Source organism: Anaerocolumna sp. MB42-C2 (genome assembly GCF_030913705.1).
In the GTDB taxonomy this organism is placed as follows: Bacteria; Bacillota; Clostridia; order Lachnospirales; family Lachnospiraceae; genus Anaerocolumna.
In genome coordinates this window covers 2,576,504-2,602,619 of the sequence record NZ_CP133190.1, presented here as the reverse complement: position 1 = coordinate 2,602,619, position 26,116 = coordinate 2,576,504, and the positions used below count along the sequence as shown (strand labels likewise).

At 36.1% G+C, this 26,116-nt stretch carries 23 protein-coding genes; 12 read left to right on the top strand and 11 right to left on the bottom strand.

Features of this window, described 5'->3' with window-relative positions; genetic code table 11:
- Positions 1-63: 63 nt before the first annotated feature.
- Together RBU59_RS11395 and RBU59_RS11390 are read right to left on the bottom strand one after the other, a co-directional pair.
- Entirely contained in the window at positions 64-1,122 is a 1,059-nt protein-coding gene (locus tag RBU59_RS11395) for a Gfo/Idh/MocA family protein (protein ID WP_308147988.1), read from the bottom strand.
- Between the two features lie 13 nt (positions 1,123-1,135).
- Positions 1,136-2,011 carry a sugar phosphate isomerase/epimerase family protein gene (locus RBU59_RS11390; protein ID WP_308147987.1) on the bottom strand — a complete coding sequence of 292 codons (876 nt, stop codon included), beginning with the start codon at positions 2,009-2,011 and terminating at the stop codon, positions 1,136-1,138.
- Positions 2,012-2,164: 153 nt separating this feature from the next.
- Here RBU59_RS11390 and RBU59_RS11385 point away from each other — a divergent pair, with 153 nt between their 5' ends.
- From RBU59_RS11385 to recQ, 8 genes are all read left to right on the top strand, one after another.
- The gene (locus RBU59_RS11385) at positions 2,165-2,986 is read left to right on the top strand and encodes an AraC family transcriptional regulator (RefSeq protein WP_308147986.1); all 822 of its coding nucleotides are present in this window, start codon (positions 2,165-2,167) and stop codon (positions 2,984-2,986) included.
- A gap of 203 nt (positions 2,987-3,189) precedes the next feature.
- On the top strand, positions 3,190-3,519 hold the full coding sequence (locus RBU59_RS11380; protein WP_308147985.1) for a hypothetical protein: 330 nt from the start codon (positions 3,190-3,192) through the stop codon (positions 3,517-3,519).
- A 335-nt stretch (positions 3,520-3,854) separates the two neighbouring features.
- Positions 3,855-4,319 carry a cupin domain-containing protein gene (locus RBU59_RS11375; protein ID WP_308147984.1) on the top strand — a complete coding sequence of 155 codons (465 nt, stop codon included), beginning with the start codon at positions 3,855-3,857 and terminating at the stop codon, positions 4,317-4,319.
- Between the two features lie 240 nt (positions 4,320-4,559).
- On the top strand, positions 4,560-5,015 hold the full coding sequence (locus RBU59_RS11370) for a BlaI/MecI/CopY family transcriptional regulator (protein ID WP_308147983.1): 456 nt from the start codon (positions 4,560-4,562) through the stop codon (positions 5,013-5,015).
- Between the two features lies 1 nt (position 5,016).
- Positions 5,017-6,624 carry a M56 family metallopeptidase gene (locus tag RBU59_RS11365; RefSeq protein ID WP_308147982.1) on the top strand — a complete coding sequence of 536 codons (1,608 nt, stop codon included), beginning with the start codon at positions 5,017-5,019 and terminating at the stop codon, positions 6,622-6,624.
- A 384-nt stretch (positions 6,625-7,008) separates the two neighbouring features.
- Positions 7,009-7,602, top strand: coding sequence for a TetR/AcrR family transcriptional regulator (locus tag RBU59_RS11360; protein ID WP_308147981.1), 594 nt, complete (start codon positions 7,009-7,011; stop codon positions 7,600-7,602).
- 82 nt (positions 7,603-7,684) lie between these two features.
- Complete coding sequence (locus RBU59_RS11355; RefSeq protein ID WP_308147980.1) at positions 7,685-8,404, top strand: MBL fold metallo-hydrolase; 720 nt, start codon at positions 7,685-7,687, stop codon at positions 8,402-8,404.
- A gap of 171 nt (positions 8,405-8,575) precedes the next feature.
- Positions 8,576-10,927, top strand: coding sequence for a DNA helicase RecQ (recQ, locus tag RBU59_RS11350; protein WP_308147979.1), 2,352 nt, complete (start codon positions 8,576-8,578; stop codon positions 10,925-10,927).
- A gap of 284 nt (positions 10,928-11,211) precedes the next feature.
- On the opposite strand, the gene RBU59_RS11345 is transcribed toward recQ, so the two are convergent.
- The 3 genes from RBU59_RS11345 to RBU59_RS11335 form a co-directional block, all read right to left on the bottom strand.
- A complete protein-coding gene (locus RBU59_RS11345; protein ID WP_308147978.1) occupies positions 11,212-11,640 on the bottom strand; it encodes a pyridoxamine 5'-phosphate oxidase family protein in 429 nt (142 codons plus the stop codon).
- A gap of 12 nt (positions 11,641-11,652) precedes the next feature.
- Positions 11,653-12,078, bottom strand: a complete 426-nt coding sequence (locus tag RBU59_RS11340; RefSeq protein ID WP_308147977.1) for a MarR family transcriptional regulator — start codon at positions 12,076-12,078, stop codon at positions 11,653-11,655.
- Between the two features lie 327 nt (positions 12,079-12,405).
- Positions 12,406-13,566, bottom strand: a complete 1,161-nt coding sequence (locus tag RBU59_RS11335) for an ROK family transcriptional regulator (protein ID WP_308147976.1) — start codon at positions 13,564-13,566, stop codon at positions 12,406-12,408.
- A 139-nt stretch (positions 13,567-13,705) separates the two neighbouring features.
- On the opposite strand from RBU59_RS11335, the gene RBU59_RS11330 reads away from it, so the two are divergent.
- Both RBU59_RS11330 and RBU59_RS11325 read left to right on the top strand, forming a co-directional pair.
- Positions 13,706-15,415 carry a solute:sodium symporter family transporter gene (locus tag RBU59_RS11330; RefSeq protein WP_308147975.1) on the top strand — a complete coding sequence of 570 codons (1,710 nt, stop codon included), beginning with the start codon at positions 13,706-13,708 and terminating at the stop codon, positions 15,413-15,415.
- Between the two features lie 113 nt (positions 15,416-15,528).
- Entirely contained in the window at positions 15,529-17,034 is a 1,506-nt protein-coding gene (locus tag RBU59_RS11325) for a sulfatase-like hydrolase/transferase (protein WP_308148578.1), read from the top strand.
- A 77-nt stretch (positions 17,035-17,111) separates the two neighbouring features.
- Here RBU59_RS11325 and RBU59_RS11320 read toward each other — a convergent pair whose 3' ends face one another.
- Positions 17,112-17,312 (bottom strand): hypothetical protein, encoded by a 201-nt coding sequence (locus RBU59_RS11320; RefSeq protein ID WP_308147974.1) that lies wholly within the window; start codon positions 17,310-17,312, stop codon positions 17,112-17,114.
- Between the two features lie 272 nt (positions 17,313-17,584).
- Entirely contained in the window at positions 17,585-19,642 is a 2,058-nt protein-coding gene (locus RBU59_RS11315) for a methyl-accepting chemotaxis protein (RefSeq protein WP_308147973.1), read from the bottom strand.
- Positions 19,643-20,094: 452 nt separating this feature from the next.
- On the opposite strand from RBU59_RS11315, the gene RBU59_RS11310 reads away from it, so the two are divergent.
- Positions 20,095-20,808, top strand: coding sequence for a DUF975 family protein (locus RBU59_RS11310; protein ID WP_308147972.1), 714 nt, complete (start codon positions 20,095-20,097; stop codon positions 20,806-20,808).
- 128 nt (positions 20,809-20,936) lie between these two features.
- Here the strand turns inward: RBU59_RS11310 and RBU59_RS11305 are convergent, their stop codons facing one another.
- The 3 genes from RBU59_RS11305 to RBU59_RS11295 form a co-directional block, all read right to left on the bottom strand.
- Positions 20,937-21,311: a desulfoferrodoxin family protein gene (locus RBU59_RS11305; RefSeq protein WP_308147971.1), complete on the bottom strand. Its 375-nt coding sequence runs from the start codon at positions 21,309-21,311 to the stop codon at positions 20,937-20,939.
- A 143-nt stretch (positions 21,312-21,454) separates the two neighbouring features.
- On the bottom strand, positions 21,455-22,270 hold the full coding sequence (locus RBU59_RS11300; RefSeq protein WP_308147970.1) for a family 1 encapsulin nanocompartment shell protein: 816 nt from the start codon (positions 22,268-22,270) through the stop codon (positions 21,455-21,457).
- Positions 22,271-22,295: 25 nt separating this feature from the next.
- Entirely contained in the window at positions 22,296-22,664 is a 369-nt protein-coding gene (locus RBU59_RS11295; protein ID WP_308147969.1) for a demethoxyubiquinone hydroxylase family protein, read from the bottom strand.
- Between the two features lie 514 nt (positions 22,665-23,178).
- On the opposite strand from RBU59_RS11295, the gene RBU59_RS11290 reads away from it, so the two are divergent.
- Positions 23,179-23,781, top strand: a complete 603-nt coding sequence (locus tag RBU59_RS11290) for a nitroreductase family protein (protein WP_308147968.1) — start codon at positions 23,179-23,181, stop codon at positions 23,779-23,781.
- A gap of 134 nt (positions 23,782-23,915) precedes the next feature.
- On the opposite strand, the gene RBU59_RS11285 is transcribed toward RBU59_RS11290, so the two are convergent.
- Positions 23,916-26,090, bottom strand: a complete 2,175-nt coding sequence (locus RBU59_RS11285; protein WP_308147967.1) for a serine hydrolase domain-containing protein — start codon at positions 26,088-26,090, stop codon at positions 23,916-23,918.
- Positions 26,091-26,116 lie beyond the last annotated feature (26 nt).

The following is a 26,116-nucleotide window of genomic DNA, read 5'->3' as shown; positions in this document are numbered from 1 at the left end:
ACTTCTGCTAAAAGGCGCTGTTTTTGCGCCGTGCATCCGATTATAGGAACACGGGTCTTGTTCCTATAATATAACCTCATGTCCTGTTGCTGCTGATTTATATATGGCATCTAAAATAGCCATAATCTCAATACCGTCCTGGGCAGGAGAAATGCAGGGAGTTCCCTCTGTGATACAGGAAACGAAATGATTGATTTCCTTGGCGAAAAGACCGTCAAAACTTAAGGAGGTCTCTGCATCCAATTTTACATCGGTTAAGTAATCATTGATCTCGCTGTATAATTCCAGCTCCGGATCTAATTTGGCACCGCCCTTTGTACCGAATAGTTCAATTTTTCCTTCATCTTTCTTTAGGTTAAGGCTAAAGCTTGCTTCTATGGAAAGTACCGCGCCGTTGTCAAACCGTATCATAGCGGAGGCTAAATCTTCTACATCGCAGATATCATGATCCGTGGCACTGGAAGAACGATAGGATTTTTTACCTTTAATATTGTCTCTGTTCCCCAGCTTTTTAAAGGTTGTACCATATACGGATACAGGTTTTGGATTGCCCATCAGGAATCGCACAAGATCAATTACATGAACACCCAAATCGATTAAAGGGCCGCCGCCGGAACGGGATTTATCACCGAACCATCCGCCGGGATTTCCTTTCCGTCTGAGGTAAGTTGCTTTTGCATAATAGATATCACCGAAATAGTCGGAATTAATAAAATCTTTTAGTATTTTGCAGTCATTTCCATATCGTCTTACAAATCCAATCATCAGTAATTTACCGTTTTTATCTGCCGCGGCTTTCATAGCTTTTGCATCTTCTTCTGATACGGACATTGGTTTTTCACACAACACATGTTTGCCTGCGTTTAAGGCAGCAATGGCACAGGGAGCATGGGCAGAATTCCAGGTGCATACGCTGACAGCATCGATTTCCTTAAGTTTCAGCATTTCATCCATATCGGTGAAAGTATGTTTTACATTATATTTTTCAGCCATATATTTCAAGCGTTCTTCATTCAGGTCGCAGAAAGCATATAATTCAACATGATCATTTTTTAGATAAGATTCTATATGTTCTACCGAGATTGAGCCTGTTCCGATAATACCAATTTTGATTTTTTCCATGATTTAATTCCTCCTATAAACCTTTCATCTTATTAAGAAAAATAACTGCATTTTTAATATCCTCTTCCGGATTTTCCCCGACTTCACGTTCGATGGTTAAGAACCCCTTATAACCAATATCATCAAGTGCTTTTATATATTCTGTAAAGTTTACATCGCCCTCGCCAAGAGGAAGTTCTATAAAGGGCAGATTACTCTCTCCGGATGTAAAACTATCATGGGAGGCAGTTATTTCTTCTTCCGTGATACCGTAAATAACTTCCGGATCTTTTACCAGCAAACGCCTGCCGTCTTTTGCATGGGTATGTACGATATAATCTTTTAATGTATAAACAGCTTTAACAGGGTCATCACCTGTTACCATAACAAAATTGGCAGGGTCAAGATTCACTGCGACACCCTTTGAATGGAGTGCATCCAGAAATTCTTTCAGGGTAACTGCAATCTCCGGACCGGTTTCAATAGCAAAATGTCCGTCTATGGAGTCGGCGAAACGGCTTAAGGTATAGCAGGCTTCCTGCATAATTTTGTATCTTTCATGGTACTTATCCTTAGGAACAACACCAATATGCGTAGTAATAATGTCGGTTTCCAGATCTTTCGCAAGTTCCATAATACGTTTTGATTTTTCAATGAGCTCAGGATTTTTCTCTTTATTGCCAAAACCTTGCCCAAGGTCACCGCATAATGCTGAAAAAACCAAGCCGCTTGATTTTACCATGTTAAGAAGCTCTTTCCTTTTGACAGGGGTTAAATATTCGGGAGAGTACTCACCGGAGGTCGCATACATCTGAAGTCCCCTTGCTCCAAGATTTGCAGCTTTTTCTATTGCAGTTTTTGTATCCAGCTTAAAGGAATCCAGCATGACACCAATAGGAAAATCGTACATAAAAACCATCCTTTCAAATAAAAGTTGTTTGTTTATTAAGCTTATTGTATAATTGAGCTACGTCGAAGTAAAGAAATGAAGTTGCTATAAATTAACACTATATTGCTCTTGGTGATAGGAAATAATATAAACTGTTATAAAGGGGAGCGAAAGATGAATTCAAGTAATTTCTATGAACCGCATACTCATAAAGATCCGTCCTTTCCGATTATATTCCATTTGGATACAATGATAAAAAGCCGATCCAATTTTTTGCCTCATTGGCATGAAAATATTGAGATTCTTTACGTTATAAAAGGAACAATAACTGTTTCATCAGATGCCAGCAGTATTACTGCAAATAAGGATGAGATTGCTGTCATTAATTCAAACAATGTTCACTACATACAAACAATAGAAGAGGAGTCTAAATATTATTGCTTGATTATTGACCGGAAATTCTGTGAGGAAATTGGAATAGATACAGAAGAAATCATATTTCAAAGGCTGTTAAAAGACAGGGAGATACGGGATAAATTAAACCTGATAAAAGAAGAATTTCTTTCACAGAAAGCTCTCTATAAAGCGAAAATTAAATCAGTAATCATGGATTTGATTATTACTTTATACCGGGATTACACCCTGTCGGAATCGCCCTTGTCTAATAAACCGGAGACAAATAAAATAGAGATGATTAAAAAAGCAATCAGATTTATACAAAGTAATTATGATAAAAATATCTCCATTTCTGAAATTGCCTATGAAGCAGGAGTAAGCAAATATTATTTTTGTCGTATTTTTAAAGAAATTACCGGCTATACAACGGTTTGTTTTATTAATATTTTAAGATGTACCAATGCAAAAAGACTTCTGTTAAGCGGTAAATACAGTGTGGAAGAAGCAGCATTTGCCTGTGGGTTTGATAATTTATCTTATTTTTCAAAGACTTATAAAAAGCATATGGGCTACCTGCCGTCTTCATCTAAAAAGCGGTAATACAGCCATTATGATCGGAAATTGAATAAATTACACAATTTTTACAAAAACTATATACGAATTATACCCGGTTGTGGTATTCTGTAATTGTAATAATCAACAAGTTAAGTTTAGGTTTATAAGAATAAAATCAGATAATTGTGAGCAGACAGCCATATTGAAGTCTGGCAATTACCTGGTCATTTTAAGGAAAAGAGGATTAAATGCATCGAGAAGAAGTGATTTACGATCTGGCGAAAGAAAGCCTTAGAATTTATGGGCGAAAGACTAAAAAAAGTGTGAATGAGAAAGTAATCTATGAGTGTTCCGCAATGATTTATTCCATAAGACAGGAATATAAAGAAGATACAAGAAGTTATTCCGTGACAAAGAGTATCTATGAGATAGAAAAAGAAATGATTTTCAGGCTCCAAAAAAAGATACGGCAGGATGAGGAATATCTGGAAGAAGCAACTAAGGCCTGCAAAGATGCACTGACTTATATTGAATTAATGGTAAAACCCAGGATTAACTTAAGTTCTCTGGCCTGTTAAAAGGCGGAGGCCTTTTTTTATTACATAGACTAGTTCTCCGAACTTCCTTATATAAAAAACCTGTTACTGTTCACAGGTAACAAACGCGACGTGTTTTATGTGAGTGTATTGTCACATAAAACCGGAGAATTACAGCGTAGGAACGCTGCCTCCTCGTTTTGTGTGCAAAAACCTAGAGTCTGGCAAACCAGCCCCTTTCTTATTCTTTACGATTCGAATGTAATAGGGTATAATATTATTAGTTTTTTTTATCTGCCGATTATGATACAGGGTTTTACCTTTTTAGATTAATGGTGGATTTCGTGCTCATGTTAATATAAATTAGGAGGAAAGCGATGTATAAAATTTCAAATATTAATAAAATACCCAGAGACTATATAGACGATCCTGATTTTCAGACACAGTTGAAAACGTTGTTAATAGGTGATGTTCTGGGGTGCGAAAAAATTTATGTCAATATTGATTATGTAAAACCGGGTGCTAAAAGTACAAAATACCATTCCCACACAAGGCAGGAAGAATTCTTCCTTATAATGAGCGGAAAAGGTATATTGAGAATAAACGGAGAAGAGATATCCGTTGTGGCAGGGGATGTTATCTCTAAACCTGCCGGCAAGGATATCGCTCATCAGTTTATAAATAATGGTTCTGAAATATTACAAATACTTGATATGGGAAATCGTGATAAAGAAGATATAGCGGTATATCCGGATGAGAATAAAGTCTTTTTAAGAAATAAAAAGTTAGTATTTGATCTGGATGATACGGTTAAAAATTGGTCTTCAGATCCTAATGAATAATAGTAATGACGGGATACTACTGGTATCCCTTTCTTATTTCATCGGAAAGTTCTCCGAACTTCCCGATGAAATAAAAAAGCGTACCGCGCAGAGCAAAAGTATATTGTTACCCAATTCGCGAGGGCGCGAAAGTGTTATCATGTTGACATTTTATAAAAAAATGGTTGACAATCATTATAGACAAGCGTAGAATATAAATATAGACAAATGTAGAATATCAAGGCAAATAGGAGAACTTCTATGAAACGAAATGAAAATGATAATTCCACACCCTGTAATAATGACAGACAGTCAACAAACAATAATGCCGTTAAGACAGTTACCCTAACAAAATTACCAGAAACTGAATTTGAGGTGATGTCGGCAGTGTGGAAAAACATCCCTCCGGTAACCACAGCTATACTTATGAATCAACTGGGAAATGAAAAAGGGTGGAAGCTGCAGACTTTAATTACTCTTTTAAATCGTTTAACGGAACGTGGCTTTTTACACAGTGAAAAAGCAGGAAAGGAACGTACCTATTATCCCTGTATTAAGAAAGAAGATTACATTCAATATGAAACGAACCTTTTTGTAGAACGTTATCATGCAAATTCATTATTTCAGTTAGTGAATGCATTCACCGGAAATAATAAACTGAGTAAATCGGAACTAGATGAACTTAACACTTGGTTAAAAAATCAGGAGGAGGAATAGTTTGATTCATTTATTATTTTCGAATTTTATAAATTCGCTTAATATCACATTTTTTATATTACTCCTGCTTATGCTTGAACCTATTTTAAAAAAACACTTTTCTGCTACTTGTCTATATCGTGTTTGGTTAATATTATTGATCGGATTATTATTACCGATTCGTTTCGAATTTTCAGAAGCATTATTTCATATCAGTTTACCGCGGAAAACTGTTGAAAATAATACGTATGTATTTAACGAACCAGGTAACCAAACTGCAGGTGATAACTATGACAGAACTTCACTGCAGAAAAAACATACAGATTTAAGCAGATGGAACACGAATTATGATAAACTGATTAGAAAACATACATATTTCTTAAAGGGGATACCATTAACGGTTTTTATAGTTATCGTACAATACCGATACTTATTATTGTTCCTGATCTGGCTTATCGGAGCTGCTTTCATATTGATGATAAAGGGTATCCGTTATTACCGGATTAAAAAACTCTTATTTCGGTTTAGCATTCCTGCGAACCCGGGTATTCTTAAGCAGGAAATGGCATACTGTATTAATCAATTTCATAATAATTACAGCAGGCTTAATTATTCGGTGTTCACCCAATCCAGTAAAATAAACCTATTTACGTGTTCCGTCATCTCAAGTCCTATGTCTATAGGTATTTTTAAACCGGCAATTCTCCTGCCCGAGGAATCTTATCCGGACAAAGATCTGCATTTTATCCTGCGGCATGAACTGATACATATTTACCGAAAAGATTCTTTCATTAAACTAATCGGGTTAATTGTTCTGATATTAAACTGGTATAATCCATTTGGTTATGTATTGGCGAAACAGTTGGATAACTGGTGTGAAATTTCCTGTGATGAGATAGTTCTTCGTGAATCCACGAAGTCGGATTGTCTGTATTATGGAAAGCTTTTATTAAGATGTTCGGTGGCTTTGCCCAAACAGAGTACAGTATCATTAATGAATTTATATGGAGGGAAAAATAACATGAAACATAGATTAACATTTATTTTTGATCATAGAAAAAAAATAACGGGAAAATTATTACCGGCACTGTTTCTCAGTTTGATTTTTACAACTGTAATTGTAGCAGCAGGCAATCAAAAGGAGGTTTTGGCATCTGATATAAATGCAAAGATTGCGGAACACTCAATTGTCGTATTACCAAGTGAAAAACATCAACTTAACACCAAAGTTAAAAAAACAGAAGATGTTTCCAAAGCAGATTCAGTGCGTAAAAAGGTAGTTACCTGTGCAAAACAAGCGGAGGGGATACCTTATGTATGGGGAGGTAATAATCTTAAAACGGGTGTAGACTGCAGTGGATTTATTCAGGCAGTGTATAAAGAAGCAGGTTTTGATTTACCCAGAACAGTAAAAGAGCAGGAAAAGAACAGTACACAAATAGATACAGATAATCTTCTTCCGGGTGATTTGATATTTTATGCAGGTTCCAACAAGAAAACGATTAATCATGTTGGAATATATATTGGGGATAATAAGATTATCCATGCCAAAAATGCAAAAGATGGTGTGGTAATTGCAGATATGAACTATCGTCCAATTTATTCTGCAGGCAGAATTCTGAACGACTAATAAGAGGGATTAATAGGATAAGATACTTTCTTTGGCAGTTCACCGGACCATCAAACAGCATTTGCAGCAAATAGGCGGTTAATCTGGCTTGATTTTTGGCCAGAGTCTTAACAAAATATAAGCAATATTCTCAACCGGTTGAAGTCGAAATAATTCGACTAAAATCGAATAGTTACACCGATATTCATAAAATACTAGTAGAGAGACCATTTGACACTAAATCTTATTTTAGGTAATTGTGAAACTTAAATATTGTCTGACATTACAAAAAACAATATTGTTTCGTAATTGCCTAAATTTTTTATAATATCTTACTGTTGATTCACTGGTAAAATCCTGTTATAATTTAGTACTAAATAGTCAGTATAAAAAGGGAGCAATGTTATGAATGAACCTAATGCACGGGATAGAATACTAAAAGCTGCCATAAAGGTATTTGCGGAAAAAAGTTATGAGGGTTCCCGTATGGATGAGATAGCTCGCGAAGCCTATGTGCCTAAATCACTTATTTACTATCATTTTAAAAGTAAAGCAGAAATTCTGGAAGTTCTGACTTCGAAATTTATTAATGAGTATGCTGATCTTATTTCAGAGAAAACCAAAGAAACGCATCAGGAAAAAGCAGAAAAGCTGGCCGATCGAATAAAAAATGAGTATTATGAGTTCGGACGGAGGAATGCTGATTTAGTTCGAGTTATTTTTATCGATTCATTAAAAAAATCCAAGGATAAACCTGTACTTTTTAAAATGTTAGACGTATTGATAACCCAAGAAGCAAGAGATTCAAAAGAGGGTGACTTGGATATTCAGGAAAGAAGAGTAACGGAATTTTTTACAAGCTTTATAACAAACTACGCTTATATTTGTTTTAATGAATCATGGATTAAATATTACGGGATAGAAAAAGAACAATTTGACCGGTTGTTTTTAAAGGTTTATGAAGACACTCATGGAAATTACCATAAAAATCATAAATAAAAGTAATACGGCAATAAAAGGTAGAACACAACATTGACTTTTGGAGACATAAATTCGGAGAAGCTTATAAGGGAGAAAAATCATGAATCAGGAAATTATAAGAATTGATTTAAATGGTGTAAACTGTTACCTTGGTAGGGAAGATGATAATTATATTCTTTTTGATACTGGAGGGCATCTGTTTTTTGACAAAAAATTTGATAACCGCAGAGAGTCCATTGTGAAAAAATTGGAGAAATATGGCTGTAATGAGAACAATTTGAAACTCATAGTACTGACACACGGTGATAATGATCATGTGGCAAATGCTTCGTATCTTAGAAAAAAATATAATACTCGGATAGCAATGCATTCTGCGGATGAAGCTTTAGTGAACAATCCGGAGATGGAAAAGTTAATGGAAAATTGCAAATATCGTTCTGTTGTAAATAGATTTGTTTTTCTTTTCATGAAGAGTCTAATCAAAAAACTTATAAGAAAATATCTAAAAGATTATGAAAGTTTTAGACCTGAAATTTTGATAGACGAGGGTTTCGACCTGTCTGAATTCGGTTTCCATGGTAAGATAATACATATTCCAGGTCATACCAGAGGATCCATCGGTATTATTACAGACTCGGGTGATTTAATTTCAGGTGATATCTTTGCCAATACAGGAAAAGTTGAAATTGCACCGAATTTCTGTGATTTTAAAGAACTTCTAAAAAGTATTATGAGAATAAAATCATTGAAAATCAAAACAATCTATCCCGGTCATGGAAATCCATTTGATTCACAGCTGCTAAAAAATTTAAAATGGTAATATGTTTTTAATAATTTATACATTATGATACAATAGTAAAACATAAGGTATTGTAATGCTTTTATCCTACTGCATTTAAGGACAAAGAATTGATTATGTGTAAGGATATAAAGCGAATCAGATAAAGAACGATATAAAAATTACATAAATTAGCAGGGGAGATTTGATTTAATGGGTAATACGAAGGTGGAACAAACAGAAGAAACAACGGAAACCATGGAACAAACTTTTACATACAGGAATACACTTCCGGTTAACGTATTAAAAAAATACTTTGGTTACAGCAGCTTTCGCTTTGGACAGGAAGAACTGGTGCAAAACATTTTAAATGGTACAGACGTATTTGGTGTTATGCCTACGGGAGCCGGTAAATCGATTTGCTTCCAGGTTCCGGCATTAATGATGGAGGGAATAACTATTGTTATATCACCTTTAATATCCCTGATGAAAGATCAGGTATCGGCGCTGAATGAAGCAGGTATCCATGCCGCTTATATTAACAGTTCCCTGTCACGGGGACAGGTAAATTTAGCCCTTTCCTATGCAAAACAGGGTAGGTACCGGATTATCTATGTAGCTCCGGAACGCCTTATGACGGAGGAATTCCTTGATTTTGCCCTCCATACTGGAATTTCAATGATTACAGTAGACGAAGCGCATTGTATTTCCCAGTGGGGACAGGATTTTAGGCCAAGTTATTTAAAGATAATGAGGTTTATCGAAGAACTTCCGGTACGACCGGTAATCAGTGCCTTTACAGCCACGGCAACAAAAGAGGTAATGGATGACATTATCTGCATATTAAAGCTAAGATCACCCCGAGTGGTAGTAACAGGTTTTGACCGGGAAAACTTATATTTTGAAGTAAGAACACCTAAGGATAAGGATACGGAAGTTCTAGAATATGTTAAGAACCACAGAGGTGACAGCGGTATTATTTACTGCAGTACCAGAAATAATGTGGAGGAGCTTCAGAAGCTTTTATTAGAACATGGTGTGGAGACGGCAAAGTACCATGCAGGTATGGGTGATTTGGAACGGTCCAGGAACCAGGAGGATTTTATCTATGACAAACTGCCGGTTATGGTAGCAACAAATGCGTTTGGAATGGGAATTGATAAATCTAATGTCCGATATGTAATTCATTATAACATGCCCAAAAATATGGAAAGTTATTATCAGGAAGCAGGCAGGGCAGGCAGAGACGGAGAACCTGCCGAGTGTATCCTGCTTTATGGTGCAAAAGACGTACAAATTAACCGCTTTTTAATTGAAAAAGAAAATGAAAATGAAGAATTATCTGCCGATGACAGAATGTTAATACAGGAACAGGATATGGAACGGTTGAAAAAGATGACCTATTATTGCTTTACAAAGGATTGTCTGAGGGAATATATACTAAGATATTTCGGACAATATGGAAAAAACAGCTGTAATAACTGTTCCAACTGCCTGACTGATTTTCAGGAAATAGATGTAACAGAGCTTTGCAAAGACCTGATAGGCTGCGTTATAGAAAGTGGTCAAAGATATGGATTAAATGTTATTGTAGCTACAATTATGGGTAAAAAAACAGCAAAACTTTCAGCTAATAATATGGTTCAGTCATCTTTTTATGGAAAACGTACTAAGGAGTCTGAAGTTTTCCTAAAACAGATTTTGAATAAGCTTTTAATAGATGGTTATCTATCTGTAACAAGCGATAAATTTTCCATTATAAAACTAAATAACAGATCTTTTGACATTCTGGATAATCGCGCCGCCGTCATTATGAAATTACCTCTGTATAGTAAAGCCGATAAAACAGACGATACCGGGAAAAATAAAGATATCCGAAGATCGGAATTGTTGACTTCCAGGGGATTAGCCCTTTTTGATATGTTACGCCGGGTCAGAACAGATATTGCCAGGGAGGAGGGTATGCCCCCTTATATCATCTTTTCTGATAAAACTCTTACGGATATGTGTATCAAGCTGCCTTTTTGTAAAGAGGAAATGCTTACCGTCTCCGGAGTCGGAGAGAATAAGTACGGAAAATACGGTCAGCAGTTTATAAGTGCTATTTTAGAATTTTCAAATAGTCAGAAAGAGATATTATACTACAATGACCATACGGAAGATATTAAACCTGCAGAGGTAATCCGCAATGGGGGGAGGAAAGCAGAGTTTTGCCTGACCAGAGAGATGATGGATTCCATATATCCGGAAGGTTTGGTTACAGTCAGCCAATTTGTTGAGATGGTCAATGAAACCCGGGATGAAGGAAGTATGAAAAAGCTGGCTGTTACAAAACTTACCGCAAAGCTGCGGGAAGAGGGGTATCTGGAAGACCGTTACAGTACACTGTTGTCCAGAAATATAGCGGTTGCTACTAAGAAAGGGCAGGAAATAGGAATTACGGCAGAAAAGCGTATCAGCGAAAAGGGAAATGAATATGAAGTGTTTATGTACAACGAGGAAGCGCAGCAACAGTTATTGGAGCTTATATTCAGAATGACAGAGAATATAATGGAAATCAATTGATGAAGTATTCCAGTCCTTTTTCTCACGTTGGTAAGATTATGACCTAAAAGGCAGGTTATCAGTAAACGGCATCATGTCATGCAATTAATACAATTTCAGAGCTGAAGCTTGCACGAAAGGTAACGAAGCTCTGAAATTCGTATCAATTGTATGAAATACTCGATCCATCAAACACTACTTTTTACAAGCCACTAACGTCGGAGAAATCAAGCCGTCAGGATTGGCTTTTGGGCAGAGTCTTTTAATAAGATGTTACAGGCTTTCACCGCTGATCTGACGTAGGATCATTCCTCTATCGAATCCACATGAAACTGATATTTCTGCTGACCCCAGTAATTGCCCTCCATAGCCGTAAACTTTAACATACAATAGTCCGGGTCGGTTGGTCCAAGGGGGTAATATTGTTCATCACCCGGCTTCCAAAAAGCTTGTTTTGTTTCATTATCCATATAAACCTCCATCTGTCCGGTCAACATCAGTCCATGAATATTTTCGGAATCCAGGAAATAGATACAGGCATTAGGATTCTTAAGCCACTGTCCTGTACGTGCCGCAGAGACATTGGTTGAAAACCAGAATGTTTTAAGTCCGGTTTGTTTTGCTTTAAACATAGATTTTGCATTAGGATAACCGTCTTCAGTAACAGAACACACAATCACATCTCTGCTATTTTCAACTAATCGAAAGATATCCTTTTTTACTTGTTCGTTCATTAATAAATCCTCCTATTTTTCTAAATTATTGATGATTTTTCTTAATTTATTTTCAAAATCTTCAATTTCAACATCTGTAAAACCTTGATAAAACAATTCGTTCATCCGTTCAGAAACTTGATCGTACATTTTACGGTATCCTTTTGCCTCTTTTGTAATTGTTATAAAAATCTGCCTTCTATTTTTTTTATCAGGAATCCGTTCTACAAGTCCACTTTCTTCCATTCTGTCCAGCATACTTGTCAATGTTGTTTTAGCCAGAGAAGTAAGCCGTCCTATGTCTGTAATGGATAACTTTTCATACTCCCATAGTACATAAAGAATTCTTCCCTGTGCACCGTTAAACGCTTCTATGCCACTTTCTTTCAGCATTTTTTCAAATGCCCGACCTTGAAGCTGACGTATTTGTGATATTAAAAAACCACCGTAAGTTTTCATGTCTATACCTAATTGCATATCGCAGGCTGGCTGCGATACTGCCACAAATAAAGAGGCTGAAAGTATCCTTTTGTGGCATCCTTTCTTATAATCTATTAAACCAGATCACCTTTTTATATAGGATAGTACTATATAGTACTATTGTCAAGTCTTTTTATCACAAAATCAAATTTTTTTCATAACTTTTCTCAGGTGCCGGGCGCTGCTCTTTTCGTCACTTTATAAACTTACGATTGTATGTCAAAAAATAAAACTCACCGGACCACTGTAATACTTACAGGAAATCTTGTGAGTTTTTAGTTATTCTTATAAAACAAGCGGGAAATTTCATACAAATAAAAATTCATTCAAAACTAAAGCAATAGGGGATAACAGTTCATTTTTATGAATATGAATCTCGATGTTATCATAAATAGGTGTCAGCTGATATTCGTAAATCGCATAACGAAAATATTCACAAAACCGCTTGGAAGAAAATAAATCACCAATCATTATAACTTTTTTAATATCCATAACTGCTAAGGTATTAATCAATGCAATAGCCAGATATTCCGCATGGTGCTTAAATAGTTTATTATATAGAATACACCCTTTATCTGCCGCCTGCATTATATTTTGTATATTAATATTTTCTATATTTCCATCACATAAATCCCGTAAAAGAGAAGTTTCATTATTAGAAAAATTATCTTTTGTGTATTGCAGGATTGATTCGATGGATATGAGGCTCTCGAGACAGCCCCGGCGTTTACAGATAGGACAGTAGTCTCCCTCTTTATCCATAATCAGATGTCCGAAGTCCATAATAGAATGAGATTCGCCCTTTTGTACTCTGCCATGCTTTATCACTGCGCCGCCGATACCCGGCTCCATATATTTGATAAAAAGAAAATTATTGTCGGAAGTGGTAAGCTGTTCTAACATGGCGCTGCAGCGAATTCCGTTATCGATTACCACCGGTATCTTTAAATTCCTTTCAAATACTTCTTTTACATTAAACTGAAGATTCCATATCCCGGAGTGGGTATGTATCCCGTCTGTAATGCCTTTTAAGCTGATTCCGATTCCTAATATTTGGTGGGGACCCAGATTATGCTTATCTATTAATTTTCGAAGTGAATCAATTATTCCGTTTAAATGTTCCTCTGGATAAGAGGAAGTAGTAAATTGTACCTCATCCAGTACGCTTAAGCCCATATCTACTAATAGAATCGAAGTCTTTTTATGATTGAGTGTAATCCCGAAACAGTATTTATAATCCGGTTTTATGGAGATACCGATTTCCTTTCTGCCTGCGCTTAAGGATTCAAGGGGTGATGTCTCCATAATTAAACCTTCCTCTTTCAGTTCGTTGCAAAGTTTTGTGAGAACAGAAGGAGAAAGTCCTAATTCTATAGCGATACGCTTTTTTGACAGGTTATGTTTGGTATAAAGCAATTTAATAATATCATGTTTGTTTTTATCCTTGATATCGGAAATATGTGTCATTTGATATACCCCCTTTTGTGTAAGTATACCATAATTAAGCTTAAAAGCAAAATAAAAATATAAATACTTGACAAAGTAAAACAAAAATGTTATATATATCATATATTAATTCACGTCGTGAAATAAACGGAGGAGAAAAATGAGTTGGTGGACAATTGTATCATTTATATTTTTTACAGTGTTAGTAGCGCTTATTTCCTGGGTGATAACCAGGAAAGAGGATTTGTCAACAAATACAGGGTATTTTCTTGGAGGAAGAAGTTTAAGTGGCGTTGTAATAGCAGGTTCTTTAATTTTGACAAACTTATCGGCTGAACAGTTAGTGGGGCTTAATGGAAATGGTTTCAGCAGTGGTTTAAACGCAATGTCCTGGGAAGCCACATCCGGTGTAACGCTGGTATTTATGGCGCTTCTATTTTTACCAAGATATCTAAAAGGCGGATTTACAACAGTACCTGAATTTTTAGAAGAAAGATTTGACAAGGGCACCAGGAATCTGGTAACGGGTTTATTTTTAATCAGTCTGACTTTTGTTACATTACCCATTGTTTTATATGCAGGTGGTATTGCGATGAATTCTTTATTTAATGTTTCTGAATTATTACATATTTCGAAAGATCAGTCCTTATTTGTAGTTATAGCTGCAACAGGAGTCGTAGGTGGTATTTATGCTATATTCGGGGGGTTAAAAGCCGTAGCGGTATCGGATACCATTAACGGTGTCGGGCTTTTAATCGGTGGATTAATGATACCGGTATTGGGATTGATAAAATTGGGTAACGGAAGTATATTACACGGTTTTGATTCTCTGATTCAGAATTCACCGGAGCGAATGGATGCAATTGGTACAGCATCCAGCAGTGTACCGTTTAGTACTATATTTACAGGTATGTTATTAGTAAATACATTTTACTGGTGTACGAATCAGCAGATTGTACAGAGGGCATTTGGGGCCAGGAATCTTAAAGAGGGACAAAAAGGTGTCTTGTATGCCGGATTTATTAAAATGTTTGTTCCTATTATTTTGGTAATTCCCGGAATCATAGCCTTTCAATTATACGGAGACTCGATTACAAACCAGGATTCGGCATATTCCGTGCTGGTATCCAATGTATTACCGGTGCCATTAATCGGATTTTTTGGAGCCGTGCTTTTCGGAGCTGTTTTAAGTTCTTTTAACTCGGCATTAAATTCAGCTTCCACTATGTTTTGCTTAAATATCTATAAACCGATTTTTCAAAAAGACATTTCTGATAAAAAGTTAGTATTTATCGGCAAAGTATTCGGTGTGGTTATTGGTATTTTTTCCATATTTATTGCACCTTTCATAGCGAAAGCACCGAATGGGTTATATACTTTTATGAAAAGTATAATGGGATTTTTCAACATACCAACATTAGTTGTTGTATTAATGGGATTTGCTACGAAAAAGGTGCCTGCAATCGGTGCCAAATTATCGATTATTTTCTTTATTGGCGCCTATGCGCTATATAAGTTTGTATTCCATATTCCGATACATTATCTGCATGTATATGGTATTTTATTTGTATGCTGTATTATCATTATGCTGATAACGGGATTTGTAGCTCCCAGAAAAGATGCATATATACAAAAAGATGTGGGAGAGGTGGATTTAAATTCCTGGAAATATGTAAAACCGATATCTGCTGTGATTGTTACAACCTTAATCTATATTTATGTAGTATTTTCACCCATCGGAATTATCTACCACGGCGGAGACTATCTTCCAAGGTTGGGGGTAATAACAGTTATTTATACTATTGTAACCGTTGCATTATTTATCATTGTTAAGAATAAATTCAATAAGAATTATTTAGAGGAAAAATAGTTTGAAAGATAAATAGAATAACTGAAAGGAATGCCACATATTAATTCTTTCACACTTTTTATTTGTGGCAGTAACACATCTATAAACAGAGGTGTTATGCAATGGGTATTAAAATGAAAAAAAATATTGTATTAATTATGACAGATACAACCAGAAAGGATATGCTTGGCTGTTACGGAAATGAAAAGATGATAACACCTAATATAGACAGGCTTGCGAAAGAAGGAATTAAATATGATAATGCCTATACCTGCCAGCCTGTGTGCGGACCTGCCCGTTCGGCATTATTTACAGGAACCTTTCCTCATACAAATGGTATGGTGACTAACAGTATTGCTATGGGTGCCAATGTTAAGACCATTGGACAACGGCTTAGCGACAATCATGTCCACTGCGGATATGTGGGAAAATGGCATCTTGACGGCGGAGACTATTTTGGACTTGGACAATGTCCTGAGGGCTGGGATGAAAAATACTGGTATGATATGAGATGTTATCTGGAGGAACTTAGCGAGGAAGACAGGCTTCGTTCGAGAAATCCGGCTACGTCTTTTGATGAAGATATTACCGAAGAATTTACCTATGCCCACCGGTGTACCAATCGTGCCATAGATTTTATTCATGAGAATAAAGATGATGAGTTCTTTCTTGTATTGTCCTATGATGAGCCTCACGGACCTTGTATTTGTCCGGCGCCTTATAATACCATGTATGAAGGATTTCAGTTTGAGGATAATCCGAATTTTCAGGATGATCTGACTAAGAAACCCATGATGCAGCAGCTTTGGGCAGGAGATGCAATGAATCAGACAAAGGAGGAAATCAACAAGCCATCTACGTTATTATCTCTGTTTATGGGATGTAACTCTTTTGTAGATTATGAAATCGGCAGAGTATTAGATGTAATTAAGGAACAGATACCGGATGCAATGGTAATATTTACATCTGACCACGGAGATATGCTTGGGGCACACCGGCTGCAGATGAAAAATGCGACAGCCTATAAGGAGGTTTCCAATATACCTCTTATTATAAAAGGCGGAGAAGCAGGTAAGACGGTTACGGCTCCGGCATCTCACATTGATATTGTACCTACGGTTTTAGATTACTTTAAACTGCCGGTTCCGGTGATTCTGGAAGGTAAAAGCATGCTTCCTCAGATTTATAACTGCAACGAGAAGATAAATGATTATGTATTCCTGGAATTTACAAGATATGAGGTAGACCATGATGGGTTCGGAGGATTGCAGGTGATGCGTGCCATAACCAGTGAACGTTATAAGCTGGTAATCCACCTGTTGGATACCGATGAGTTTTACGATATGAAAGAAGATCCTTTTGAAGTAAATAATTTGATCGGGGAGGAAGCTTATGCAGAGATTCGAAATAAAATGCATGATGAACTTTTAGAACATATGAACCGGACCAGGGACTTATACCGTGGATACCAATGGGCGGTCCGACCATGGAGGAAAGACAGGGTATCTGTATGGGCAAATGACGGTTATACCAGACAGAGGGAAAATGAAGAGTATGAACCGAGACAGTTGGATTATGACACAGGTCTTCCTATGATAAGTGCTGTCCGTAAGAAGACAACGAAAGATGAAAAGAAATAAAAACCTAATAAAAAACTACACGAATTAAAATCAAGGCGCTGTCGTACCTTCTGATGATTTTATAACCCAGTTGGAATTTAACGGAGATAACCCGGCAATGCAAAGTTTATTCCCATGTCTAAAGCGTTTAATAATGCTTTGATGGATTCGTTATCATTAACAGTCTTAAAACCACAGAGCTGCCCGTCTCCGGAATAAAAAGGACCACCGATAGGCCAGCAGCCTAACCCCAACTCACTTACCTTAATATTGGATTTACCTAATGTTCTGTTTAACATTTCTATATCCTCCTTGTTATTTTATTAATAATAGATAATTGCAATGCAACAATGAGTTTTTTAAACAACAAAGTTTCGCAATTCCTAATTATGTTAATTCATAACAATATTATAAAGGAAAAAGTTGTATGATCCGAGAACCAATATTACACTTTTTTGAAGAACCACTAACTAAGAAATCCGTTGTATGGAAGTTAGGGCAATCTTTCCATACAACGGAATTTTATAATTTAAATAGTATAGACTAATTTTTTATTATAAACTTAGTATAATTATACTCTGAATCGGTTAATCAACCTTTGTAATTCAGAAGTAATTTTGGTTAAATTCTCACTGGCACTTGCAATTTCTTCACTGGATGCGTACTCCTCTTCCATAGCAGCAGAGGCTTCTTCTGTAGCAGCTGCATTTTCCTGCGCAGCCGCAGACAGATTTTGAATCAGATCAAATATGTCATCTTTTCTTTCTTTCATCCGGTTGCCGGATTCATTCAGTACAGTAACAGCTTCTTTTGCATTGTTCATTGCCGATGCAATAGCATTGAAATTCGTTTCTGTTTCTACCGCGCTGGCTGCCTGCTCTTTAACAAGGGTATCTGCCTCTTCCATTTTTGTAACAGCTATTGCAGCTGCTTCCTTTAAGGTCTGTACAATCTCATTAATAATTTTGGTTGAATCGGTGGATTGCTCAGCCAATCTCCTTATCTCTTCGGCGACAACTGCAAATCCCTTACCATTTTCTCCTGCCCTGGCAGCCTCAATGGCTGCATTTAATGCAAGCAGATTTGTCTGTTCGGCAACAGAGGTAATAAAGTTGCTTGCTTCACTTATTTTTTCAGAACTTTCATTGGTTTTTAGAATGCTTTGGTAAGCAACAGATACAGCTTCTCCATTGGTTTTGGTATTAAGGGACAGAGTTTTTACCGCAGATAGTCCTTTATGAACCAATTCATTAACGTGATTGGTTTCTTTTGTAAGGTTTGCTATATGAGTTTTATCCGTATCAATAAGGTTTCCTAATTCCATCAGACCTTGTGAGCTTTCCTCCGTATTTTCTGCCTGCTCTGTTGCACCGACCGCAATCTGATTAATGGTTTGGGCTACCTCTTGTGCTGCTATGGCTGATTGTTTGGAGGTTGCCGATAATTCGTCGGCAGTTGAAGAAACCTGGCTGGCATTATCTGCGGCATTTATCAGAAGCTGTCTTACATTTTCTTCCATAGCTATCAGGGAACGGGTGATAATTCCTATTTCATCTTTCCGCTTACCGTACTTCAGAAAGTCAGCTTCACTGTCCCTGCTAAAATCCAGATCTGCCTGTTTCTTAATTGCTGCGGTAAGTGATATAATCGGTTTGGAATTTTTGTCACCTACAATAAAAGCAAGAACCGCCACTATTAATAGAGTAATCAGAGAACAAATAATAAGTGCTGTCAACAGATCTTCAACCGGCCTAATGTATTCTACATCGGATATTGCCAAACCGAACTTCCAGTTGGTAGAGTTTATGTTAGTCATAACGAAATGCCTGACATCACCATCATAATCCTTTAAGGTAACCAATTGGTTATTATTTTGAATAGCCTGTATTACATCTTCACTTACTAAGTTCATAACCTCTTTCATATTGCTTACATTATCTTCTTCTGGCATAAAAGCATCATTTTGATGAATCATTATATTATCCTGTTCATCAACCATAAATGCATAGCTGTTTTTGGTGGAAACAGACTTTTGTACAATCTCATTCAGGGTTCCCAGTTTAACATCCATACCTATAACACCGATAAAATTACCATCAATGATAACTGGTTTAGATATTACGGTAACCATTTGTTTGGTTGTCATATCGAAGGAGGGGGAACCGTAATTCAGGGCACCTTTTTCCTTGGCATTCTGAAACCATGCTCTGGTGGTACAATCATAATCTGCCGGTGGCTGCCAGCCGGAACCATCTAAAAAGCTTTTATCTGCAAAACCAAAATATACATCCGAAGTGTAGGTATTTGATTTTGTTTTTGTCTCAAGATATTGTACTATCTGCTCCTTGTCCAGTTCTTTCTGGGATGTAATACTGTCAGTAATTTCATTTACTATCTGACCCTGAATGGATAACCAGCCATCAATTTCATTAGAATTTTTTTCGGAAATGTTGATTAGTTTTTGATTGTTTTCCGATGAAATTATCCTGTATGACATGAAGCCGATAACCAGAATGATTGCTAACAGAGTAATAACATTCATAGATAGAAATGTTAATACCAATTTTAGTTTCATACTTTGATTTACCGCCCTTCTTTCTGAAGTTCGTTTTTCTTTTGTTTTTTTCATAGTAATCTCCTCCTGCTTCATCCTGTCAATAAATTGCTTTACTTGAAAATGTTTTATAAAAAATAGTTATTCACTGCTAATGCTTTGAATAACTAGCTTTGTTATCAGGTACGGTAAATCAAAGTTAACTGTATATTTATACGATATTTTATTAGTAATAGCTGGATTTTGTGAAGATTATATCAGATAAAGTCGAAATATGCAATCGTTGATATGTTAAATGTTAGTTAAAGAAGTTTGTGCTAACAGCAATAGAATGTAAGGATTAACATGCATTTTATAATAAATTTATTTGAGGGAGATAAATAGTTACGAACTAAAAAATGTATAAATCTGGTATTAAATGTGATAGAATGAATATAAGCAGAAAGAGCATCATATTATCAAGAGCAGCATAATCTATAATGGATAGTAAACCATGTATCTTATTAGGAGGAATAGGAGGAAAAGACATGTTATATGCAGAAGACTTTCGCAGTATTGCCAGAAGAGCATTAAACGGAAAGTGGGGCCTGGCAGTAGGAACCGGGTTAGTAGCGGGATTATTGGGTGCGGGTGCTGATTTAAGCAGTACCTCAAGTGTTCATTATAATGAAGTAGAACATTATGCAGATTCTAATTTCGGAATTGTAAGTACCTCATTTTTTGCCATATTTTTTACAGGTATCGTTATTTATATCATTATTTCTTTATTATTGGGTGGTGTAATTCAAATAGGTTACTGCCGATTTAATTTAAACCTGATCCACGATACAAACCCAAAGTTTTCAGACTTGTTTTCTAAGTTAGATTTATTCTGGAAAGCTTTTGGCATGCAGTTATTAATTGGCCTTTATACCATTCTTTGGTGTTTATTGTTCATTATTCCCGGAATTGTTGCTTCCATTAGTTATGCGATGACTCCATATATCTTGGAAGATAACCCATCCCTGGGTATAAAGGAAGCAATAAAACAGTCAAAGAGCATGATGTATGGAAACAAATGGCGCTTTTTCTGTCTGGGCTTTAGTTTTATTGGCTGGATTATTTTATGCGCATTTACATTGGGCATTGGTTTTCTGTGGTTAAATCCTTATGTAAGTGCAGCATATGCAGCTTTTTATGATGATGTCTCAGGTAAAAGTATAGCACCGGAAGGAAATTACAGACCGGAGGACATGATTTAGGCAGGAAAACGGATTATGAGAAAAAGGAACTAAATCGATAAAGGGGTATTGAAAAATAGAAAATACAATTTTTCAATACCCCTTCTTTATTTAAGATAAAACAATTGTAGGTTTTAAGGTGTTACAGATTAAAAGTCAGCTTTCCAAAGTCCGTGTAAATTACAGTATTCATAAACGGTTCCTGATTCTACTTCATCAAATTCAGCTTTCGGTTCCATGCCAGGCTCCAGATATTTTAACTGTACCGAATCCCCGGTTGCTAAAGCAATCCATTCAATGTAATGCTCAGGAAGGGATGGATGAAGAACGGAACCAACTGTAACTTTTATTTTGCCATCTTCTTTTATAACTACCGGAACATGTTTTTCTTGTGCTCCGTCGGAAGTATTTGCTTCCAGTTTAGTCATTTCATCTCCGCAGCAGGAAAGAGTGCCGCCTCCGTTTTTAATTAATGCCACCATATTTCCACAATGTTTACAACGAAAAAAATTTACATCTGCCATAATAATAATCTCCTTTAAATTAATATATTTTTTGGGGTAATTACATAACCAGATTATGGAATAGTATATTTGTGAACTTAGTGATTAGTAATTACCTATAATTTTATCATAATTATTAATTATTGTATAATAATAATTTTCTATTATTCAAAAGCAATGATTGCCTGTTTACGTTTAATCCTTAACAGAATACTTTCCATAACACGGAAACTGTGGTTTAAATCCTTTTGCTCCAGATAAGCACAAGTTAAATCCTGACCAATAACAAGATCCATATTTCTGGCCTCGGGGCAAACAATAACGGCTTTATTGCTGCCTAATACCGATGAGAAAAATACATTGCCGTCTAATAATTTATTAATACGTTCAATTTCCAATAAACCGGTCCCAGGTTGAATTCGCTGCAGCTGCATATAAAGATCGGGGCTTAGTATTAAAGCATAAGTTCCATAGACACCTTTTACAGAAAATAGTTCCAATGCCGCTGCTATATCAGAAAATGCATTTTCTCCCGCAGACCAATCGTTTTTCTTTAGTTTGTTAATACCGGAAGCTGTAAATAAACCCTCGTATCCGTAAGATTCATTGCCAAAAAAGATAAAACGGTCTTCTTTTTTGGAACAAACTTCCGCAGCAAATGCTGCTTTTGATAAATCTACAGGATATCCTAATTTCCGACTGTTTTCCAAATCCTTTGACAGAAGAGTGAAATCCTCATATAGGGTAGGTATTTCAACGTATTTTCTCCCTTTGGTGGTAATAAATCCATCTTCACTGACTTCATCTAAATTATCTGAGTCATCGATGTGGATACTTTCCGTACCGATTCCAAGTGGACCGAAGATATGTAAAAATCTCCTGTTTATTAAAACATTACGAGCGGTATCTACAACATTGGAATCAATTTGATTCCACAATTCATCCGGTAAGTTTGAGTTTTCTCTTGATAAATAGCTCATATAAAATACACCTCCTGGACTTTTTTTACTTTATTAAACTTCCAACTGTATGAAGATTTGAGGATGAAGCTGCCTGTACAGAATCCTGACTGGTGATACCTAAATCTTCTAACATCTCTTTTACTTCAGCTTCCCCGGATACAAACATCTCTGCTTCAGTAGGATCTAGGATCTTAAGCAGAGTCATTAGTTCGCCTACATGGGCTTTTTCTTCATCTCTGATATCGGCTATTACTTTTTTTGCAATATCTTCGTCCGTTGCCTGAACATGCGCATCATATAGATAGATTGCTTCCAATTCTCCTGCAATATCAAGACGAATAGCTTGTATCAGTTCTTCTTTTGACATTTTTCTTTCAACATTACCCTGAAATGGGTTTCCAAAAGCTGGCATTTTAATTTACCTCCTCAATAATAGTAATAATTACTGTTATTGTTATTATATATCCAAAATTTATAAAATGCAATACCTAATTAAAAAAAAATATAAAAAATTTTTTATTTATCTCTTAATAGTATTCTTTTATATTTGATTTATGACTATTCACACATAAGGCTCAATTTTACTCATATAAGAAATAATGGCTTTCATATTATATTTAGGAGTATTTTCGCTTTTATGTTTATTAATTAAAAGAAAGGGAGTGTTAATATATGATTATAGGTAATTTGTGTTTTACAGTATACTTAATATACTAAATATTTAAATCAATAGTATGTATTTAATTTTTTAGTACTTGAATAAAATAAAAAGACATGATATTATCTAATAAACAATATTAATTGTACACAATCGAAACAGATATTTGTAAGTAACCTATTTTCTTTCAGGTTATATTTGCTGAAGAAGATGATATAATATATAGTCAGATCATCAGATAGGATGAATTTAAAAGGAGGTAATCATTATGTCAAAATCTTTTTGGGAAACTGTTAAAGGAAGAAGAAGTATCTATGGTTTTAGTAATGAAAAAATTGTAAGTGAAGACCGTATCGAGCAGATAGTAAAAGATGCTGTTAAATATACACCGTCAGCGTTTAATTCTCAGAGTACAAGAATCGTTGTATTATTTAATGAAAATAACAGGAAGTTATGGGATTTTACCCTTGATGAGCTAAAGAAGTTAACTTCAGAAGAGCAATTTGAAGATACGAAAGCAAAAGTAAATAATGGTTTAGCTTCGGGATATGGTACCATTCTTTTCTTTGAAGATCAGAATGTTGTAAAAGGTTTGATGGATAATTTTCCATTATATAAAGATAATTTCCCTGTGTGGTCCGAGCATACCAGTGCAATGCACCAATTTGTCATCTGGGCAGCTCTGGAAGCAGAAGGCCTTGGTGCCTCTCTGCAGCATTATAATCCGTTGATTGACCAGGCGGTGCAAAAGGAATGGAACATACCAAAGAATTGGAAACTTGTAGCCCAGATGCCGTTTGGTAAACCGCTAGGAGAACCTGGCGAGAAAGAATTCTCTGATCTTGATACCAGAATTAAGATATTTAGATAATAAATAAAACAGCCATGATTCCTTATTAAATTGGAATCGTGGCTGTTTTCTCGTTCATAACAGATGCTCGCTCGAATCACGCATTGTAGAGTTACAGATGTGCAAATTGATATAAAATTGGTTTTGTGATCTAATTATTTTATATAGTTAATATGGAATTTGGAATTAACATCTCCCGCAAATACAATATATCCGTTTTTAGGTAAAGTTACAGTATCCTTTTTAGTAATATAGGAATCCATAATACAGGAATTATTAGAATCATATACACAGAAAGAAGCGTTTTGGGGTAGTGCAATTTTAAGCTTTTTATTAGCGGATTTCTTACCGATTTTATACCATTTAGCATATCCGTTGCTGGTGATACCCACCTTAAATGCAGAAGCCGGCATTGTTTTAATCTCATCTTCCGAAATTAATACGCTGCTTTCTGCTTTCAGGTATTCACAACCATTATCCTGGTAAAAGACAAAATCGCTTAAATCTCTGCCGAAAACACCCGGTATTTCTAAAACTGCTCTCGCAGTATTTTGGTCTATAATTTTAGCATATAGGCAATAACCCTCCAGCTCATTTAACAGGCTGATCTTGCTATACAGGGAACCAGCGGTGTAATATTCGGAATCGTATTTTTCGTTAACCAGGAAGTAGTATTTCCCATTTCTTTTTTCCCAGACAGCTTTTAGCTCCTGTGAGATTGGATTGTCCGTAAGTTTCTGTGCCTGGTAGCCGTCGGTAACGGTCTGGCCTAAACCTGGCAGTGCCACATATCCGGAGACATTCAGATAAATGATGCCATTCTTTCCATTTTCAAAACTGACATAAGTACTGCCGTCGCTGAAATAGAATCTTCCATCACCGGTGTAAATAAACTTCTGTGCAGGGGCAGCAGGTGTTGTGAGGTTGCTAAAAGTTAAGGTACCGTCATCACTGATTGCTATCTTATAAGTACCGCCGTAACTCCCATATATCCCGGCATATTGCTTCAGATTTTCCGGCATCTCTGATTTCACCGGTTTTGCATAAGTTACATCAGGGAGGATTCCATCAATATCACCTTTTGCTTTTAAAGCAGCTAAAAGGATTTCCTGAGCCATTACCTGATCATACATACTGGATCCACCGGAAGATAATACGGCAACTGCCATGTTTTTTTCCGGCAGCACGGTCAGATTACCATGATAAAATAATGTGTCGCCGCCTTTTGATAAGGCTTTTATATTATATTTATCAAAAGGATAGGTAATTACACTGTCCCAGCCAAGACCGTAGTTAATTGTGGAAGATTTATCTTCAGACCACAAGCCGTTTAGATATTCTTTATTCTCCATGGATTTTGCAGAAGAATTATTAAGTACAAAAGAGTTGGAATCATTCATAAAGATCCTGGCAAATTGGCATAAATTACTGGCAGAGGAGTATATTCCGCCTGCTCCGATCATATTCAGGGTTTCTGTTGGTAAAGTCGTACTTGAACCTGGGATATATGTTTTTACCAGCCGTTCCTGCTCGAAGTTATCCTGAGGTGTTTTCGTATTATATAGATTAAGGGGAGCAGAAATATGTTCTTTCATATAATCCGTAAAGCTTTCTCCTGATACTTTTTCCACTAAAAGTTCTGCCATTGTGAAACCATCGTTGCAATATACGGAAAATTCACCGGGATCAGCTTTTAATCTTGAAGTTTTCAATGTATTTAACAAATTTTTATAAGCTGTATTATCCTTGTCATTGAATAATACGGCATTTCCAAGGGTACTTCCCATTAATCCTGAAGAATGATTTATCAACATTCTTACGGTAATATCCTTATAGCGGGGGTCCGACATGGTAAATTCGGGTATGTATTCTATAACCGGGGTGTCCAGATCAACCTTACCCTCCTCTGCTAATTGCATTACTGCAACGGTTGTGAACATTTTACTGATGGAGCCAATACCATACATGTTAGTATCCGTCAGAGGTGTACTGGTATCTTTACTATAGACTCCGGAAAAACCTGATACTGTAATATTGCCGTCTTCCAGCAAGGCATATTGAACACTGGTTGCCCCATACAGAGTAGTCAAAGTAGCAGCTTTATCTTTTGCCAGTTTTTTTACTGGGGTACTGGTATCACTCGGAGCAGGATCAGTTGTATCCTGACTCAGAGCTGTTTTCTCTGCTTGTGGAAAGGAAGTCAAAGTTATATCACTTTGGCTTTGAGGCAAGTGATTCATTGCTTTTGCTGATACATAAGTATTTGGTACTAATGTAATCGTTAATGCTAAAACAATGGAGAGGCCGGCCTTTACTAATTTTATAACCATGTTATTGTCCTCCTGATATTTTATTC

What these genes read in the sequence shown, in the direction of transcription:
- RBU59_RS11395 (WP_308147988.1), bottom strand. Translation starts at nt 1,122, where the DNA reads ATGGAAAAAATCAAAATTGGTATTATCGGAACAGGCTCAATCTCGGTA.
- RBU59_RS11390 (WP_308147987.1), bottom strand. Translation starts at nt 2,011, where the DNA reads ATGTACGATTTTCCTATTGGTGTCATGCTGGATTCCTTTAAGCTGGAT.
- RBU59_RS11385 (WP_308147986.1), top strand. Translation starts at nt 2,165, where the DNA reads ATGAATTCAAGTAATTTCTATGAACCGCATACTCATAAAGATCCGTCC.
- RBU59_RS11380 (WP_308147985.1), top strand. Translation starts at nt 3,190, where the DNA reads ATGCATCGAGAAGAAGTGATTTACGATCTGGCGAAAGAAAGCCTTAGA.
- RBU59_RS11375 (WP_308147984.1), top strand. Translation starts at nt 3,855, where the DNA reads ATGTATAAAATTTCAAATATTAATAAAATACCCAGAGACTATATAGAC.
- RBU59_RS11370 (WP_308147983.1), top strand. Translation starts at nt 4,560, where the DNA reads ATGAAACGAAATGAAAATGATAATTCCACACCCTGTAATAATGACAGA.
- RBU59_RS11360 (WP_308147981.1), top strand. Translation starts at nt 7,009, where the DNA reads ATGAATGAACCTAATGCACGGGATAGAATACTAAAAGCTGCCATAAAG.
- RBU59_RS11355 (WP_308147980.1), top strand. Translation starts at nt 7,685, where the DNA reads ATGAATCAGGAAATTATAAGAATTGATTTAAATGGTGTAAACTGTTAC.
- recQ (WP_308147979.1), top strand. Translation starts at nt 8,576, where the DNA reads ATGGGTAATACGAAGGTGGAACAAACAGAAGAAACAACGGAAACCATG.
- RBU59_RS11345 (WP_308147978.1), bottom strand. Translation starts at nt 11,640, where the DNA reads ATGAACGAACAAGTAAAAAAGGATATCTTTCGATTAGTTGAAAATAGC.
- RBU59_RS11340 (WP_308147977.1), bottom strand. Translation starts at nt 12,078, where the DNA reads ATGAAAACTTACGGTGGTTTTTTAATATCACAAATACGTCAGCTTCAA.
- RBU59_RS11335 (WP_308147976.1), bottom strand. Translation starts at nt 13,566, where the DNA reads ATGACACATATTTCCGATATCAAGGATAAAAACAAACATGATATTATT.
- RBU59_RS11330 (WP_308147975.1), top strand. Translation starts at nt 13,706, where the DNA reads ATGAGTTGGTGGACAATTGTATCATTTATATTTTTTACAGTGTTAGTA.
- RBU59_RS11325 (WP_308148578.1), top strand. Translation starts at nt 15,529, where the DNA reads ATGAAAAAAAATATTGTATTAATTATGACAGATACAACCAGAAAGGAT.
- RBU59_RS11320 (WP_308147974.1), bottom strand. Translation starts at nt 17,312, where the DNA reads ATGTTAAACAGAACATTAGGTAAATCCAATATTAAGGTAAGTGAGTTG.
- RBU59_RS11315 (WP_308147973.1), bottom strand. Translation starts at nt 19,642, where the DNA reads ATGAAAAAAACAAAAGAAAAACGAACTTCAGAAAGAAGGGCGGTAAAT.
- RBU59_RS11310 (WP_308147972.1), top strand. Translation starts at nt 20,095, where the DNA reads ATGTTATATGCAGAAGACTTTCGCAGTATTGCCAGAAGAGCATTAAAC.
- RBU59_RS11305 (WP_308147971.1), bottom strand. Translation starts at nt 21,311, where the DNA reads ATGGCAGATGTAAATTTTTTTCGTTGTAAACATTGTGGAAATATGGTG.
- RBU59_RS11300 (WP_308147970.1), bottom strand. Translation starts at nt 22,270, where the DNA reads ATGAGCTATTTATCAAGAGAAAACTCAAACTTACCGGATGAATTGTGG.
- RBU59_RS11295 (WP_308147969.1), bottom strand. Translation starts at nt 22,664, where the DNA reads ATGCCAGCTTTTGGAAACCCATTTCAGGGTAATGTTGAAAGAAAAATG.
- RBU59_RS11290 (WP_308147968.1), top strand. Translation starts at nt 23,179, where the DNA reads ATGTCAAAATCTTTTTGGGAAACTGTTAAAGGAAGAAGAAGTATCTAT.
- RBU59_RS11285 (WP_308147967.1), bottom strand. Translation starts at nt 26,090, where the DNA reads ATGGTTATAAAATTAGTAAAGGCCGGCCTCTCCATTGTTTTAGCATTA.